The sequence below is a fragment of the Streptomyces sp. NPDC006296 genome (assembly GCF_040613235.1).
GTDB lineage: Bacteria > Actinomycetota > Actinomycetes > Streptomycetales > Streptomycetaceae > Streptomyces.
Window position 1 is genome coordinate 1 of record NZ_JBEXRT010000038.1, and the last position, 16779, is coordinate 16779.

Annotated in this window: 12 protein-coding genes and 1 tRNA gene; 8 read left to right on the forward strand and 5 right to left on the reverse strand. The window is 71.5% G+C overall.

What is annotated here, in order from left to right:
- The first annotated feature begins 510 nt into the window (after positions 1-510).
- From ABZ172_RS23510 to ABZ172_RS23535, 6 genes are all read left to right on the forward strand, one after another.
- Positions 511-1833 (forward strand): ABC transporter substrate-binding protein, encoded by a 1323-nt coding sequence (locus tag ABZ172_RS23510; protein WP_356886078.1) that lies wholly within the window; start codon positions 511-513, stop codon positions 1831-1833.
- Positions 1834-2067: 234 nt separating this feature from the next.
- Positions 2068-3000, forward strand: a complete 933-nt coding sequence (locus tag ABZ172_RS23515; protein ID WP_356886175.1) for a sugar ABC transporter permease — start codon at positions 2068-2070, stop codon at positions 2998-3000.
- 15 nt (positions 3001-3015) lie between these two features.
- The gene (locus tag ABZ172_RS23520) at positions 3016-3942 is read left to right on the forward strand and encodes a carbohydrate ABC transporter permease (RefSeq protein WP_356886080.1); all 927 of its coding nucleotides are present in this window, start codon (positions 3016-3018) and stop codon (positions 3940-3942) included.
- Between the two features lie 175 nt (positions 3943-4117).
- Positions 4118-5575 carry a GH1 family beta-glucosidase gene (locus ABZ172_RS23525; protein ID WP_356886082.1) on the forward strand — a complete coding sequence of 486 codons (1458 nt, stop codon included), beginning with the start codon at positions 4118-4120 and terminating at the stop codon, positions 5573-5575.
- A gap of 232 nt (positions 5576-5807) precedes the next feature.
- Positions 5808-6854 (forward strand): LacI family DNA-binding transcriptional regulator, encoded by a 1047-nt coding sequence (locus ABZ172_RS23530; protein ID WP_356886084.1) that lies wholly within the window; start codon positions 5808-5810, stop codon positions 6852-6854.
- A gap of 209 nt (positions 6855-7063) precedes the next feature.
- Positions 7064-9088: a TerD family protein gene (locus tag ABZ172_RS23535; RefSeq protein WP_356886177.1), complete on the forward strand. Its 2025-nt coding sequence runs from the start codon at positions 7064-7066 to the stop codon at positions 9086-9088.
- Positions 9089-9317: 229 nt separating this feature from the next.
- Here ABZ172_RS23535 and ABZ172_RS23540 read toward each other — a convergent pair whose 3' ends face one another.
- Positions 9318-9668, reverse strand: coding sequence for a putative quinol monooxygenase (locus ABZ172_RS23540; protein ID WP_356886086.1), 351 nt, complete (start codon positions 9666-9668; stop codon positions 9318-9320).
- Positions 9669-10223: 555 nt separating this feature from the next.
- On the opposite strand from ABZ172_RS23540, the gene ABZ172_RS23545 reads away from it, so the two are divergent.
- Positions 10224-10979, forward strand: a complete 756-nt coding sequence (locus ABZ172_RS23545) for a helix-turn-helix domain-containing protein (protein WP_356886088.1) — start codon at positions 10224-10226, stop codon at positions 10977-10979.
- Between the two features lie 461 nt (positions 10980-11440).
- On the opposite strand, the gene ABZ172_RS23550 is transcribed toward ABZ172_RS23545, so the two are convergent.
- The 3 genes from ABZ172_RS23550 to ABZ172_RS23560 all read right to left on the reverse strand — a co-directional run bounded on the left by ABZ172_RS23550 (position 11441) and on the right by ABZ172_RS23560 (position 13484).
- Positions 11441-11513, reverse strand: a tRNA-His gene (locus ABZ172_RS23550).
- Between the two features lie 122 nt (positions 11514-11635).
- A complete protein-coding gene (orn, locus tag ABZ172_RS23555; RefSeq protein ID WP_356886090.1) occupies positions 11636-12244 on the reverse strand; it encodes an oligoribonuclease in 609 nt (202 codons plus the stop codon).
- 10 nt (positions 12245-12254) lie between these two features.
- The gene (locus ABZ172_RS23560; RefSeq protein ID WP_356886091.1) at positions 12255-13484 is read right to left on the reverse strand and encodes a helix-turn-helix domain-containing protein; all 1230 of its coding nucleotides are present in this window, start codon (positions 13482-13484) and stop codon (positions 12255-12257) included.
- An 832-nt stretch (positions 13485-14316) separates the two neighbouring features.
- Between ABZ172_RS23560 and ABZ172_RS23565 the strand changes: the two genes are divergently transcribed.
- A complete protein-coding gene (locus ABZ172_RS23565) occupies positions 14317-14838 on the forward strand; it encodes a universal stress protein (protein ID WP_356886093.1) in 522 nt (173 codons plus the stop codon).
- 72 nt (positions 14839-14910) lie between these two features.
- Here the strand turns inward: ABZ172_RS23565 and glmS are convergent, their stop codons facing one another.
- Positions 14911-16740: a glutamine--fructose-6-phosphate transaminase (isomerizing) gene (gene glmS / locus ABZ172_RS23570; protein ID WP_356886094.1), complete on the reverse strand. Its 1830-nt coding sequence runs from the start codon at positions 16738-16740 to the stop codon at positions 14911-14913.
- Positions 16741-16779: the final 39 nt, after the last annotated feature.

Genomic DNA, 16779 nt, shown 5'->3' on the forward strand with positions numbered 1-16779 from the left:
TCGGGGAAAGAACACGCGAACGCCCCATGGCCCCCCTCCGCCCCTCCGCGACCCCCCGGCCCGTTCATCTTCCGGCGGGCACCTCCCGGGCGGAGGTGCCGCAGGGGCCCGGGCCGCCCCGGCCCCGGAGGCCCGCGCCCCGAACCGCTCCCGGCCGGGTCCGCATCGGCCGTTTCGCGCCCAACACGGCTGTGAGCTGCGGACATTGACGTGGCACCGCAGGGCGCATGCAGGACGGGGAAACAAAGGCAAGCCCTCGGCCGGACACGGTCCCGTGACTTGCAGGACACGCTCGGGCAACAGAAGCGTCTTCAACTCTTGACACCCACCCCCTTGAGGCAGCAACCTTCCGGCATCAGCGCATGGGAGCGCTCCCATATCGAACGAGGTTTTTCGCTCGTACGGGGTCGGCACCGCCCATGGCCTCTCCGTACCACCGGTGTGCGCGACACCCGCGCGCAGACCGAGCAGATCGAACGCCAGTCCCACCCCGGAACAAGGAGTAGTGGAATGCGCATCACCCGCACCGTCGCAGGTCGAAGCCGCAGAACCGCCGTCATCGCCACCACGGGCCTCACGGCCGCCGCCCTGCTGCTGACCGGCTGCGGCGACTCGGGCTCGGACTCCGGCGAGGCCGACGCCGACGGGAACATCACCCTGACCGTGGCCGACTTCGGCCAGTTCGGCTACAAGGAGGCGGGGCTCTTCGCGAAGTACCACGAGCTCCACCCGAACATCACGGTCAAGGAGAACGTCACCGCCGAGGAGAAGGTCTACTACCCCAAGTTCCTCCAGCAGCTCAACACCGGCAGCGGGCTGGCCGACGTGCAGGGCATCGAGGTCGGCCGGGTGAAGGAGCTCGTCGACACCAAGGCGGACGCCTTCACCGACCTCTCCAAGGTGATCGACCCCGGCCAGTGGGTGAACTGGAAGGCGCTGCAGGCGAGCACCGACGACGGCAAGGTGATCGGCGCCGGCACCGACATCGGCCCCATGTCGATCTGCTACCGGCGTGACCTGTTCGAGCAGGCCGGTCTGCCGGCCGACCGCGCCGAGGTCGCCGAGAAGCTCGCCGGCGGCTGGGAGGACTACCTCGCCCTCGGTGAGGAGTACAAGAAGAAGGCCCCCGCGGGCAGTTTCTTCATGGACTCCGCCAGCGCCATGTACAACGGCGTGGTCAGCTCCGACTCGGAGCAGTACTACTCCAAGGACGGCGACGCGATCTACAAGGAGAGCGCCGGCGTCAAGGCGGGCTGGAAGCTCGCCACCGAGGCGGTCGACAAGAAGCTGACCCAGGGCCTGGCCCAGTTCAGCCCGCCGTGGCAGGCGGCCCTGCGCAAGGGCAGCATCGCGACGGTGGCCTGCCCCGCGTGGATGGCGGCGCAGATCTCCACCTACGCCGGTGACGAGTTCAAGGGCAAGTGGGACATCGCCCGCACCCCCGGGCAGACCGCGGCCAACTGGGGCGGTTCCTTCCTCTCCGTGCCCGCCAAGGGCAAGCACGTCAAGGAGGCCGGTGAGCTCGTCAAGTGGCTGACCGCGCCCGAGCAGCAGGCCGCCGTGTTCAAGGCGGCCGGCCTCTTCCCGTCCAACAAGGGCGCCTACGACCTCCCCGAGGTGAAGACCGCCGAGCTGGAGTACTTCAACAACGCCCCGATCGGTGAGATCTACGCCGAGGAGGCCCAGGTCATCCCCGCGGCGGTGCTCGGCCCGAAGGACGGCGTCATCAAGGACACCATCTCCACGCAGATCAACAACATGGAGCAGCGCGGCACCAAGCCGGACGACGCCTGGAAGGCGGCGACCGAGGCCATCGACAAGGTGATCGGCTGATCCTCTCCGGTGCGGGCCCCGGGACGGCTTCCACGCGTCCCGGCCGGCCCGCACCGGTGCCGGTCCCGCGACCGGCACCGTGCACCTCTCCGACACCTCCGCCGGACCCGGACCGGGATCCGGCCCGCCCCTGCGGTGTCGGCACACCCCAGGGAAGGACTCCCACCTGTGGCCACCACCACCCCCACCCGGGGCGCACCGGGCACCCGCCCCGGCCGGCGCGCCCCGAAGCCCATGACCCCCGGCCGCCAGGCGTGGCGCAGCCGGCTCTGGCGCTTCGACGACAAGGCGTCGCCGTACGCCTACATCGCGCCGTTCTTCCTCGTCTTCGGGGCCTTCGGGCTCTACCCGCTCGTCTACACCGGCTGGATCGCCCTCCACCGGGTGGAGATGACCAACCTCGACCAGATGGAATGGGTCGGCTGGGAGAACTTCGGCAACATCCTCCAGGACGCGGAGTTCTGGACCGCGGTGACCAACACCTTCGTCATCGGCGTCATCTCGACCGTGCCGCAGCTGATGATCGCGCTGGGCCTCGCCCACCTGCTGAACTACAAGCTGCGGGCCAGCACCTTCTGGCGCACCGTCATCCTCACGCCGTACGCCACCTCGGTGGCCTCCGCCGCCCTCGTCTTCGCCCTGGTCTTCCGGGCCGACGGCGGCCTGCTGAACTGGGTCCTCGGCTTCTTCGGCGGCGGCGGGACGAACTGGGCCAACGGCCACTGGTCGTCCAACATCGCCATCGCCGTCATCGTGATCTGGCGCTGGACCGGCTACAACACGCTGATCTACCTCGCCGCGATGCAGGCGGTCCCCTCCGACCTCTACGAGGCGGCCTCGCTCGACGGGGCCTCGCGCTGGCAGCAGTTCCGCAACGTGACGATCCCGGCGCTCCGGCCGACGATCCTCTTCACGATCGTCATCTCGACCATCGGATCGATGCAGCTCTTCGGTGAGCCCCTCCTGCTCGAAGGCGGCCAGATCGGAGCCCAGGGCGGCACCGAGCACCAGTACGAGACCCTCAGCATCTACCTCTACAACTACGGCTGGAACCTCGGACACCTCGGTCCGGCCGCCGCGGTCGCCTGGGCGATGCTCGTCCTGCTGCTGCTCATTGCCGCGATCAACTGGCTCGTCGGGCGCCTCGTGCGCAAGACCGCGGCCTGACCGGGAGCGATATCCATGACCACCACCACCAGCACCGCCACCGCTCCGGACCGGCACCGCGTCCCGGGGCCCGCCGTCCGCGACGTGCGTCCCGGCCGGCGCCGCTTCAAGCCCGGAGCCGGCCGCCAGCACCACGCGGGCCCCTTCGCCTACGTCGCGCTCGCCGTCGTCGGCATCGGCTCGCTGTTCCCGCTGTACTGGACGCTCGTCACCGCCTCCCGCACCCAGGACGAGGTGCTGGACACCCCGCCGCCCCTCCTCCCGGGCGGCAACCTCCTCAACAACCTCCAGGCGGCCTGGGAGCAGGCCAACCTCGGCAAGGCGATCGTCAACACGGTCATCGTGTCCGCCAGCATCACCGCGGCGACCCTGCTCTTCTGCACCCTGGCCGGTTACGCCTTCGCCAAGATGCGCTTCAGGGGCCGCGGCGCGCTGATGACCGCGGTCATCGCCACGCTGACCATCCCCCCGCAGCTCAGCGTCGTCCCGCTGTTCATGATGATGTCGGACATCGGCTGGGGCGGTCAGCTGGAGTCGGTGATCTTCCCGACCCTGGTGAGCGCGTTCGGTGTGTTCTTCATGCGCCAGTACCTCCTGGAGGCGCTGCCCTACGAGCTCATCGAGGCGGGCCGGATGGACGGGGCGAACAACCTCCGCATCGTGTGGAGCGTCGTGCTGCCGGTCGCCCGACCGGCGATGATGGTGCTCGGCATGCTCACCTTCGTCCAGGCGTGGAACGACTTCTTCTGGCCCTACCTCGCACTGAACCAGCAGGACCCCACGCTCCAGGTGGCCCTCGGCCAGCTGAGCGCGTCCTACGTCCCGGACCAGAGCATCGTCATGGCCGGTGCGCTGATCAGCACCCTGCCGCTGCTCGTCGTCTTCGTGATCTTCGGCAAGCAGATCGTCGGGGGGATCATGTCCGGCGCCGTCAAGGGCTGACCACGGTCCGCGGCCGTGTCCGCCCCCGGCGTTCCGGTCCGATCCCGGAGCCGGCCCGCCGCTCCGCCCCCGGTCCGGCCCCGATCCGTACGGCCCGTACCTGACCACGGGCCGTACGGATCCGGGGCCCCCACACGTACCGTCCCTGTCCCTCCACCCCTGGGAGCGCTCCCGCATGACTGCCGTACGACCCGACACCACCCCCCAGCAGGCTCCCGGGACGCCGTTCCCCACGGGCTTCGTCTGGGGCGCGGCGACCGCCTCCTACCAGGTCGAGGGCGCCGCCGCCGAGGACGGCCGCACACCGTCCATCTGGGACACCTTCAGCCGGACGCCCGGCAAGGTCCGCAACGGCGACACCGGTGACATCGCCGCCGACCACTACCACCGCTACCGCGACGACGTCGCCCTCATGAAGCGGCTCGGCCTCAAGGCGTACCGCTTCTCCGTCTCCTGGTCACGGGTCCAGCCCACCGGCCGCGGCCCGGCCGTCGAGCGCGGCCTGGACTTCTACCGCAAGCTCGTCGACGAGCTGCTGGACGCCGGCATCATGCCGGTCGCCACCCTCTACCACTGGGACCTGCCCCAGGAGCTGGAGAACGCCGGCGGCTGGCCCGAGCGCGTCACCGCCGACCGCTTCGCCGACTACGCCGCGATCGTGTCCGGCGCCCTCGGCGACCGCGTCGGCATGTGGACCACCCTCAACGAGCCCTGGTGCTCGGCCTATCTCGGTTACGGCTCCGGCGTGCACGCACCCGGCCGCACCGAGCCCGCGGCGGCGCTGCGGGCGGCCCACCACCTCAACCTCGCCCACGGCCGGGCGATCGAGGTGCTGCGCGACCGCCTCCCCGCCGCCGCGCAGACCTCGGTCACCCTCAACCTCCACCAGGTCCGCCCGCTCACCGGCAGCGAGGCCGACGCGGACGCCGCCCGCCGCATCGACGCGGTCGGCAACCGCGTCTTCACCGGCCCGATGCTGCGGGGGGAGTACCCCGAGGACCTGATCACCGACACCTCGCACCTGGTGGACTGGTCGAAGCTGGTCAAGGACGGCGACCTCGCCACCATCTCCCGTCCGGTCGACGCCCTCGGCATCAACTACTACACGCCGACGCTGGTCTCCACCCCGGTGCAGGGGGCCGACTACGCGCGCAGCGACGCCCACGGCACCAGCGACCACTCCCCGTGGCCCGGTTCCGAGCACGTCGCCTTCCACCTCGCCGAGGGGAAGGAGCGCACCGCGATGGACTGGTCGATCGACCCCGACGGGCTCTACCACCTCCTCATGGACACCCACCGGGACCACCCCGGACTGCCGCTCATGGTCACCGAGAACGGCGCGGCGTTCGACGACCACGTCTCGCCCGAGGGCACCGTGGAGGACCCCGAGCGCATCGCCTACCTGCACGGCCACCTCGACGCCGTGCAGCGTGCCGTCGCCGACGGCGCTGACGTCCGCGGCTACTTCCTCTGGTCGCTGATGGACAACTTCGAGTGGGCCTACGGCTATGCGAAGCGCTTCGGCGCCGTGTACGTCGACTACGCCACGCAGCGCCGCATCCCCAAGGCGAGCGCCCACTGGTACGCCGACGTGATCCGCCGTCACGCTCTGCCCCCGGCCGGCACCGTCTGACCCCGGACGGCACGCGGACACCCAGCGGGACCCGGCACACCGCCGGGTCCCGCTGTCCGTGCGCGCCCGGCCCCGCCTGCCCGCCGCCGACCCCGCCCCGTACGCTTGGGAGCGCTCCCAAAAGGGTGGCGCCGCCCCGGACCGCCGGTCCTGACCAGCACCGGGGGATCGGACGGCGGGACTTGGTTTGCCCATCCCGCTGTGAGAAATTGACCGCGAACGGGAGGCAGCCATGGCGGCAGCGCGAGTACGGAGTGGCGGGCGGCCCACGCTCGAAGAGGTAGCGGCCCGGGCCGGCGTGGGCCGGGGCACGGCCTCGCGCGTCATCAACGGCTCGCCCCGGGTCAGCGCCCAGACCCGGGAGGCCGTCGAAGCGGCCGTCGCCGAGCTGGGGTACGTGCCCAACCGCGCGGCCCGCGCGCTGGCCGGCAACCGCACCGACGCGATCGCCCTCGTGGTGCCCGAGTCGGAGACCCGGTTCTTCGCCGAGCCGTACTTCTCCGACATCGTGCGCGGCGTCGGGGCCGCCCTCGCCGACACCGAGATGCAGCTGCTGCTCACCCTCGCGGGCAACGACCGCGAGCGCCGCCGGCTGGCCCAGTACCTGACCGCGCACCGGGTCGACGGCGTCCTCCTGGTCTCCGTCCACGCGGACGACCCGCTGCCCGACCTGCTCGAACAGCTCGGCATGCCCGCCGTGATCAGCGGCCGCAGGCACGCGGCGGAGACGCTGCCCTCCGTGGACTCCGACAACTTCGAGGGCGCCCGCGCGGCCGTCGACCACTTCATCGCCCGGGGCCGCCGCACCATCGCCACGATCACCGGCCGCCTCGACGTCTACGGGGCCCAGCGGCGCCTGGACGGCTACCGCAAGGCCGTCGCCGCCGCCGGCCTCGACCCGGACGAACGGCTGATCGCCCCCGCCGACTTCAGCGAGGAGGGCGGGGCCCGCGCGATGCGTGAACTGCTGGAACGCCGCCCCGACGTGGACGCGGTCTTCGCCGCCTCGGACGTGATGGCGGCGGGCGCCCGCCACGTCCTGCGCGAGTCCGGCCGGCGCATCCCGGACGACGTGGCCCTGATCGGCTTCGACGACTCCGCGGTCGCCCGCCACATGGACCCGCCCCTCACCAGCGTGCGCCAGCCGATCGAGGAGATGGGCCGCACGATGACCCGTGTACTGCTCCAGGAGATCGCGAACCGTGCGACGGGCGACGGCGCGCAGGAGCGCCCGAGGATCGTGCTGCCCACGGAGCTGGTGGTCCGCGAGTCCTCCTGAGCCGGGGCGCCCGCGCCGCGCGGGGGGCGTGCGGCGGTGCGCTGTGGCGCGTGTTCACCGGGCAGGCTGATTTTTCACAACTCCTCCACACTGCGCCCGCCCGGCCGATAGGGTTCCCGGAATTCGGCGCATGGGTGACGCACCGCATGACGCCATGGAGTGATCTGCCGCGCGTGCGCACCGGTGCGGCAGCGCGTCTGGGGGGCTGCATGCAGAACATGGTCAAAGGGGAGAACGTCGGGCTGGCCGCGCTCAGCGACGACGTCGGGTCCGTGGTGATGAGCCTCGGGTGGAGCAGCCCGACCGGCGAGGGCGACGCGGACGTCTCCGTCCTGCTGCTCGACGGCGACGGCAAGGTCCGCAGCGACTCCGACTTCTGCTTCTACAACAACCCGGTCGCCGGCGACGGCAGCGTCCAGTTGCTGGGGAAGAGCCCCACGGCCGACGGCGACGAGGACCGGATCGGGTTCGATCTCGACGCGGTGCCCCCGGAGGTCGGGCGGATCGTGGTGGCCGCGAGCCGTTACGGCGGATCCAGTTTCGGGGATCTGAACGACCTCCGCCTGAGACTGGCGGACAGCTCGGGCGACCACCTCGTCCAGTTCTCCGTCGAGGACGCGGGCGCCGTGAGCGCCTTCATCTTCGGAGAGCTCTACCGCCGCGCCGGCGCGTGGAGGTTCCGTGCCGTCGGACAGGGGTACGCCTCCGGCCTGGGCGGACTGGCCAGGGACTTCGGCGTCGACATCGACGACGAGGAGGAGCCCGAGGAGGGCGTGCCGGGGGACGAGTCCGCACGGCAGGCACCGCAGGGCGCGGTCCGGGAGCCGGTCGTCCCGGCCCAGCGGACCCCGGGAGCGGGCGGGGACTGCGCACCGCCGCCCCCCGAGCCGAAGAGGCGCACCCGGCCGCGCACCGCCCGCAAGAAGGTCACCCTCCCGAGGACCGCGAAGAAGTCGCTGGCGGAGAACGACTCCTGGCGCACGGCCCGCCTGTTCCCCCTCTCCGCGCTCCGGAACGACCGCGAACGCGAGACCCGTGCGACATCCGTGCTGCTGTCGGTGATGACCCAGGTCCCCGAGTTCGGCCGGCGGCTCACGGCCGGATTCGGCGCGCCCGCCGGGCGGATGGAGACGTTCACCGAGGTGTCCCTGCCGCACGGCGAATCCCCCCGCCGGCCGGACGGGGTGATCCGGGTCGAGCGCGCGGGCAAACTCTGGACCGCCCTGGTCGAGACGAAGACCAACGGCAACGCCCTCAAGCCCGACCAGGTGCAGGCGTACATGGACATCGCCGCCCGGCGCGGCTACGAGGCCGTGATCACCCTGTCCAACGACGTCGCCCTCGAAGGCAGCCCCCTCGTCGACGTCCGGATCGACGGCCGGCGCAAGCACAAGGTCGCGCTCTGGCACCTCTCGTGGGCCGAGGTCGCCCACCAGGCCCAGATGCTGATCCGGCACGAGGGCGTGGGCAGCGCCACCCACGCGTGGCTGCTCCAGGAACTCCTGCACTACCTCCAGCACGAGCACTCGGGCTGCCACGGATTCCAGAACATGGGCTCCGCGTGGGTGCCCGTCCGCAGGGGGATCGACGACGAGACGCTCTGCCAGGGCGACCCGCGGGCCACCGAGGTCATCGAGAGCTGGGAACGTCTCGTGCGGCAGGTGTGCCTGCGGCTCGGCGGCGAGCTCGGACACAAGGTCCTTCCCGTGCAGCGGACCAGACGAGGGACCGACCCCCGCGCCCGCCGCGCCGCTCTCGCCGACCGGCTCTGCACCCGGGGGAGGCTGGACGCCGAGCTCCGCATCGAGGGGACGTCCGGGAACCTGGCCCTCGCCGCGGACCTGCGCACGGGCAAGCTGCGCACGTCGATCGAGGTGCCGGCCTCCGGGCAGGGCTATCCGCTGAGCCGGGCCAAACGGCTGATCCGGCAGCTCTCCTCCGCGCCCGCCGACCTGCACATCGAGACGCTCCTCGAAGGCGACGGGGCGGGCCCGCGCGGCACCCTGGAGCGCCTGCGCCCCGAGCCCGGCGACCTCCTCCCCAAGGACGGCGGGGAGATCGCGGGTTTCCGCCTCTCCCTGTTCAAGGGGATGGGCACCGGACGCGGCAGCGCGGAGACCGGTTTCATCCGCAGTGTCGACGAGGCGGTGGACCGTTTCCACGCCCTCGTCATCGCCCAGCTCGACGTGCGCGGAGCGCGTCGCGCCGGAGGCGGGGTGGAGACGGCCCACTGAGCTCGCGCAGCGGCCCTGCCGCGTCGGGGGACTGCGCGGCAGGGCCATGGAAGCGGGTGCCCGGCATACGGCCCGTCATGCCGGCCGGTCTGCTGGGCGACGGGTGGCCCGCGGCGAGGACCTGCCGGCAGCCGTACCGCTGCCCGCAGGCCGCGTCCGGCGCGGCCTGCGCGTGCCGGACACGACCGGTCGGGCGGGGCCGTGCGGGGCCGGCGGGCAGGGGGGGCGGTCAGGAGAGAGGGTGCAGCCAGTGGGCCTCCAGCTCTCCTTCGACCAGGTCCGCGACGGCGGCGAAGTACGTCTGCATGAACGGCTGCGAGAGGTGCGCCAGCAGGTGGGCGCCGGAGGACCAGCGCTCGTAGAAGGCGAAGGCGCCCGGCTGGTCCGGCGTGGTGTGCACCACGTACTGCTCGCATCCGTCCTCCGCGCGGGTGAGGCCGATGATCGCCTCTATCGCGCCCAGCATCCGGCTCTCCTCGCCCGCCCTGGCCCGGGCGTATCCGTAGACCGCGACCGGTGTGGCCGAGGCGAGGACGGCGGCGGGGACGAGGCCGTCGGGGGTGGTGTCGTCAGTGCTCATGAGGTCCTGCTCCGTCATGGTCGGTTCACCGGCGTGGACGGCCGGCTCCCGAAGCGTAGAAGTTGACGTCGACGTCAAGGGCAAGTCCGGTGCGAACCCTGGTACGACCGGTGGTGACCGGGGCTCGGCGGCACGGCGAGCGCAGAGCGCGGCGGGAGGCGTATCGGCGCGGCGTCGACGGCCGCGGGAGCGAGCGCGGGGCGCTGCGCCACCACGGGCGGCGGCTCCTCGTGTCCAGTCGCGGCGCGGGCGGGCAGCGCCCGGGGCCCGGTGCACGAACTCGACGAGACCGCGGGCGCGCACCTCGCGCTCCGGGCCGGCGACGAGCCGGACGAGTCCCGTGAGGGTATGTTTCGGATGCAAAAAACGCTACGTTGCGTTCGCGGAATAGGCGACACGCTTGTTGCGTATGGAGAGCTTCATTGCAGGTGAATGCGGATTGCTCGTTGCAACGAGGCAGAGCTAGATGCAACAACACCGGCGCTCTTCGTTGCAACGGAATGAAGGTGATCGCTAGGGTGGGGGCACCACGGACCGCACGAAGGGGAGACCGCGATGCCGGGAGGCCGACTCAGTCAGCAGGAACGTCAGCAGATCGCGCTGGGACTGGGCGACGGCCTCGCCTACGCGGAGATCGCCCGACGCCTGGACCGCCCGACCTCGACGGTCACACGCGAGGTGATGCGCAACGGCGGCCCCGCCTCCTACCGCGCCGACCTCGCGCACCGCGCCACCGAGCAGCGCGCCCACCGCCGCAGGCGCGCCGCACCCCGGGGTGCGGAGGCCTTCCCGCAGCCGCACGGACGGGACGCCGAGGCGGTGAAGGCGTACGAAGAGGTCTTCACCACCGTCATCATGGCGTCGGGCACGCCCCGCATGATGGCCCGGGTGATGGCCTGCCTCTACCTCACCGACTCGGGCAGTCTCACCGCCTCCGAGCTGGTCCAGCGCCTCCAGGTCAGCCCGGCGTCCGTGTCCAAGGCCATCGCCTTCCTGGAGAGCCAGGGCCTCGTCCGCAGGGAGCGCGACGAGCGGCGCCGCGAGCGGTACGTCGTCGACGACGACATCTGGTACCAGGCGACGATCTCCAGCGCCCAGGCCCTCGTCCAGGTCGTGGAGACCGCACGGCAGGGCGTCGGCGTGCTCGGCCCCGGCACCCCGGCGGCCGTCCGCCTGGAGAACGTCGCCCGCTTCCTCGACTTCATCAACGAGAGCACGACCCGGGCCGCGGAACAGGCCCGCGAGATCCTCCACACGAAACCGGAGACGGCCACGGACGGCCCCGACGACCCGGACGCCGGCCACGGGTGAACGGCGGACCCGAACACCCCTGCCGAGACGGGTGGTTCGGGCTCCCCGGCCGACGAGGGGCGGTACAGGGCGCGGCGGCCCAGCGGCAGCTGTGCCCGCGTCACCGCTACCGCCGGACGGGCTCGATCACCGCGTGCCGGTCGGGGAGCCGGACCTGCTGCCGCCGGTCCGTCACGGTCGGCCCGAACCGGTCCGCACCGGGATGCCCGAGGGGTGGCGCACTCCGCCCGGACCTGCTCGATCCCGTCCCTCCCCAGCCCCGGGCCGTACCCCCGGACGTCCTCGCCGGTGGCGCCGATGGCCGCAGTGGCGGCTGCGCGGTCCGCGCGGCTCGCCCACGCCCGGACGCCCGCCGACGACGCCCTCGCGGGTCAGGTCCGTGGTGTTCCGCTCGTGTTCCCAGACGTTCGGACACGACGAAGGCCCGACCTGTTTTCGCAGGTCGGGCCTTGATCATCAAGGGTGAGTAACGGGACTTGAACCCGCGACATCCTGGACCACAACCAGGTGCTCTGCCAGCTGAGCTATACCCACCATGTCGCCCGGTCGTTTCACCGACCGGCCGAGAAAAAGTGTACAGGGTCCGAGCGGGTGCTCGCGCCCGTGTTCTTCGGGTCGGGTGCACGGGCCCCGAAGCGCCCGTGACCAGCGGTCTTCTACTGCTGTCCGGCGGCAGCCGTGTGGCGCGCCGCGATCTCCTTGGCGCTGGCGGAGTCCGGGCCGGGCTGCGGCACGAAGACCGCGTCCCGGTAGTAGCGCAGCTCCGTGATCGAGTCACGGATGTCGGCCAGCGCCCGGTGGTTGCCGTTCTTCTCCGGGCTGTTGAAGTACGCCCTCGGGTACCAGCGGCGCGAGAGCTCCTTGACCGAGGACACATCGACGATCCGGTAGTGGAGGTAGCCCTCCAGCGACGCCATGTCCCGCGCCAGGAAGCCCCGGTCGGTACCGACCGAGTTCCCGCAGAGCGGGGCCTTGCCCGGCTCCTTCACGTGTTCGCGGATGTAGGCCAGGACCCGCTCCTCGGCGTCGGCCAGGGTCGTGCCCCCGGCCAGCTCGTCGAGGAGGCCCGAGGCGGTGTGCATCTGCCGCACCACCTCGGGCATGGTCTCCAGGGCCGCGTCCGGCGGGCGGATCACGATGTCCACCCCTTCACCGAGCACGTTCAGTTCCGAGTCGGTGACCAGCGCGGCCACCTCGATGAGTGCGTCGTCCGTCAGCGAGAGCCCGGTCATCTCGCAGTCGATCCACACCATGCGATCGTTCATGGACTCCACCCTACGGGGCGCTGCGCTGTCCCGGCAGGGCCGGGCGACCGGGAACGTACGCCTCGGAAACCGCTCCCACGCGCTCCGCGACACCGCCCGGACCGGTCGCCGCGGCGACCGGGACCGGGCCCGGGGAGGCCGCCGCGGGGCGCCGACCCGATGCCGTGCCCTGGAGGGGCACCGACGTGTCGATCGCCGCGGTGACGCTCTCCAGCACACCGCCCTGCGGACGGCGCGCCCGGTAGGCGGCCCGGTACGCGGCGGGGGAGGAGCCCAGCTGGCGGCGGAAGTGCCCGCGCAGCGCGACCGGCGAGCGGAAGCCGCAGCGGCCCGCGACCTCGTCCACCGAGTAGTCGGACGTCTCCAGCAGCCGCTGCGCCTGGAGCACGCGCTGGGTGATGAGCCACTGGAGCGGCGCGCTGCCCGTGAGCGAGCGGAACCTGCGGTCGAAGGTCCGCCGGCTCATGTACGCGCGCGCGGCCAGCGTCTCCACGTCGAACTGCTCGTGGAGGTGCTCCAGCGCCCAGGCCACGACCTCCGCGAGCGGGTCGGAGCCGATCTCCTCCGGTAAAGATCTGTCGAGGTAGCGCTCCTGACCGCCACTGCGCCGCGGCGGTACGACGAGCCTGCGGGCCAGTGCCCCCGCCGCCTCGGTGCCGTGGTCGGTACGGACTATGTGGAGGCACAGATCGATTCCGGCCGCCGTCCCGGCCGAGGTGAGCACGTCGCCGTCGTCGACGAACAGCTCACGCGGATCGACGTGCACCGACGGATAGCGCTTGGCCAGCGTCGGTGCGTACATCCAGTGCGTGGTGGCCGGGCGGCCGTCCAGCAGGCCGGCCGCGGCGAGGACGAAGGCCCCCGTGCAGAGGCCGACGATGCGGGCACCCTCCTCATGGGCGCGGCGCAGCGCGTCCAGTGCCTCTGCGGGCGGCGGGGAGGTGATGGACCGCCAGGCGGGCACCACGACGGTGCCGGCCCTGCTGATCGCCTCCAGGCCGTACGGTGCGCTGAGTTCGAGCCCGCCGGTGGTGCGCAGCGGTCCTTCCTCGCCCCCGCAGACCAGCAGGCGGTAGCGCGGAACGCCCGCGTCCTGCCGGTCGATCCCGAAAACCGAGAGCGGAATGGAGCTCTCGAAGATAGGGCCGCCGCTGAACAGCAGTACGGCTACGACTTCCCGGCGTCGCCGTCCGGTCAGTTTCCGGGCGGCCTCCGTTGCGGTGGCGGAGTCCTGGCTCATGACGCTAAGCCCCCCTCGGTGTTCGCGTCTTCCTGGTCCCTACGGGCCTGTCGCTCCTGCACGTTTCCCCTCGGTCTCGTACGGGTCCCAGTCCTCGACTCATGATCGAATCTACTGCGTTCCGTGACGCCGACGTGACACGTTCCCCCACCGGCACTATGTCGACAAGGCAACTTGGCGCGAAGCGTTCGCTCACGAAGCGTTTCACTCGTGAGCCCCTCAGGGAAGTGCGCATCGTGATCATGGCGCGTCCCCGTGGGGTCAAAGCGTACCGCGCGGTCTATTCCTTCCTGCTGGCACGCGGGCCGGACCCGGTGGCGGCAAGGGAACGGGGTGAGGATGAAGTTGGCTGAAAACCGATGGTTGCGTGCGCGCATTCCAGTCATGAGACCGGCGTACGCCCCCTGCCCTCAGGAGCATCCGTGCGCCTCAGGGGCCTCTCGGGGCCGCCCGGACCCCGAGGGTCGACGATGCGCAGTTGCGCGATGGCGGGGTGTGACGCCCCGGGCCGGAGGGGTGGTGGCGCATTCGGCCGTTCTGCGACGGGAAGGCGGGGAGGGCCGGCCGACGGGTGTGACGCGAACGCGTCGCAGACTTCACCAGCTGGATGTACGACGCAAGCGGCATTGCCATACCGGGGCGGTCTCCGGCATGCTCCCTCCAGCGCCGTGCGCGCCGTGTGCGCCGTGCGAGGGCCGGGCCCGTGGAGGAATGGCGCCGTACTCTTGGGGGTAGGGGCTCGGGAAGATGGTTCCCGGACACCGCTCCACCGCTCGCAGGCACACCTCCCAACCGCTCCCTCCTCACGAGGACTCTCTTCGCCGAGACACCGATGGCCGGTCACGAAATCCCTGAACCCGCAGACCGCAAGCAGGTAGCCGACCCCGGGTCGGAACCGCAGACGGTCGGAGAGTCGCGCCCTTCCTGCGATCCCGCCTTCCGGCACGGCGTCGTCGTCGGCTTCGACGGCTCCACGTCCAGCGAGCGCGCCCTCGCGTACGCCATCGGCATGGCGCACCGGCACGGCTCCGGCCTGATCATCGTCCATGTGGCCAACCGGCTGCCGACCACGGTCTGGGCGGGCTGCGAGCCCCCGGTGTTCGTCGACGTGCCCGACCACCGCACCGAGGTCCTCGGCCTGGAGCTGGCCTGCGCGGACTACCTCACCGAGGTGCCCTGGGTCCTCGTGGAGCGCGGCGGGGACATCTGCCACGAGCTGGAGGAGGTCGGCCGGGAGTATTCGGCCGACGCGATCGTCGTCGGTTCCACGCACGGCATCGTCGGCCGGATCTTCGGGTCCGTGGCCGGCCGCCTGGCGCGTCGGGCGCAGCGCCCGGTCATCGTCATCCCCTGAGCCCGCGAAGGCCCCTGACGGAGCGTCAGGGGCCTTCGCGGTGCCGTCCCGCGGCGGACGGACGCCCGCCCGCTACTCGACGGTGACGGACTTCGCCAGGTTGCGCGGCTTGTCGATGTCACGGCCCATGGCGAGCGCCGTGTGGTAGGCGAGGAGCTGCAGCGGGATGCCCATGAGGATCGGGTCCAGCTCGTCCTCGTTCTTCGGGACGACGATCGTGTGGTCGGCCTTCTCCTGCTCGCGGTGGGCGACGGCGAGGATGCGGCCGCTGCGGGCCTTGATCTCCTCCAGCGCCGCGCGGTTCTTCTCCAGGAGGTCGTCGTCCGGGACGATCGCGACGGTCGGGAGCGCGGGCTCGATGAGCGCGAGCGGGCCGTGCTTGAGCTCGGAGGCCGGGTAGGCCTCGGCGTGGATGTAGGAGATCTCCTTGAGCTTCAGGGAGGCCTCCAGGGCGACGGGGTAGCCCCGGACGCGGCCGATGAACATCATCGACTGGGCGCCCGCGTACTCCTCGGCGAGCTTCTTGATCTCGTCCTCGGACTCCAGGATCCGGCTGATCTGCTCGGGCAGCCTGCGCAGGCCCTCGATGATCCGCTTGCCGTCGGAGACCGACAGGTCGCGGATGCGGCCCAGGTGCAGGGCGAGCAGCGCGAAGGCGACGACGGTGTTGGTGAAGCACTTGGTGGAGACGACGCAGACCTCGGGGCCGGCGTGGACGTACATGCCGCCGTCCGCCTCGCGGGCGATCGCCGAGCCGACGACGTTCACGACGCCCAGGACGCGGGCGCCCTTGCGCTTGAGCTCCTGCACCGCCGCCAGCACGTCGTAGGTCTCGCCGGACTGCGAGACGGCGACGTACAGGGTGTCGGGGTCCACCACCGGGTTGCGGTAGCGGAACTCGGAGGCGGGCTCCGCGTCCGCGGGGATGCGGGCGAGCTCCTCGATGAGCCCGGCGCCGATCATGCCCGCGTGGTACGACGTGCCGCAGCCCAGGATCTTGATCCGGCGGACCCCGCGGGCCTCGCGGGCGTCCAGGTTCAGACCGCCCAGGTGCACCGTCGAGAAGCGGTCGTCGATGCGGCCGCGCAGCACGCGGTCCACGGCGTCGGCCTGCTCGGAGATCTCCTTGTGCATGTACGTGTCGTGGCCGCCCATGTCGTAGGACTCGGCCTCCCACTCCACGGTCGTGGGCGTGGCCGTCGTGGTCGAGCCCTCGGTGGTGTAGGTGCGGAAGTCGTCGGCCTTCAGGGTGGCCATCTCGCCGTCGTCGAGGGTGACGATCTGCCGGGTGTGCGCCACCAGGGCGGCCACGTCGGAGGCGACGAACATCTCCTTCTCGCCGATGCCGAGCACGACGGGGGAGCCGTTGCGGGCGACGACGATGCGGTCGTTGAAGTCGGCGTGCAGGACGGCGATGCCGTACGTGCCCTCGACGGACTTCAGCGCCTCGCGGACCTTCTCCTCCAGCGTGAGCGCCTGCGCACGGGCGATCAGGTGGACGAGGACCTCGGTGTCGGTCTCGGAGAGGAACTCGACCCCGTCGGCGACCAGCTTCGCGCGGATCTCGGAGGCGTTGTCGATGATGCCGTTGTGGACGACGGCGACCTTGGCGTCCGCGTCCAGGTGCGGGTGCGCGTTCTCGTCGCTCGGGGCGCCGTGGGTGGCCCAGCGGGTGTGGGCGATGCCCGTGGTGCCCGCGAAGCGCTTGGGCACCCGGGCCTCCAGCTCGCGGACCCGGCCCTTGGCCTTGACCATCTTCAGGGCGCCCGGCTTTCCGGCCGGCGCCTTGCCGGTGATGACGATGCCCGCGGAGTCGTAACCCCGGTACTCCAGCCGCTGCAAGCCCTCCAGCAGCAGCGGAGCCACGTCACGCTTCCCGATGTAACCGACGATCCCGCACATGGATTCTGCCCCTCCATCGACGTACACAAGTCCGGTGCC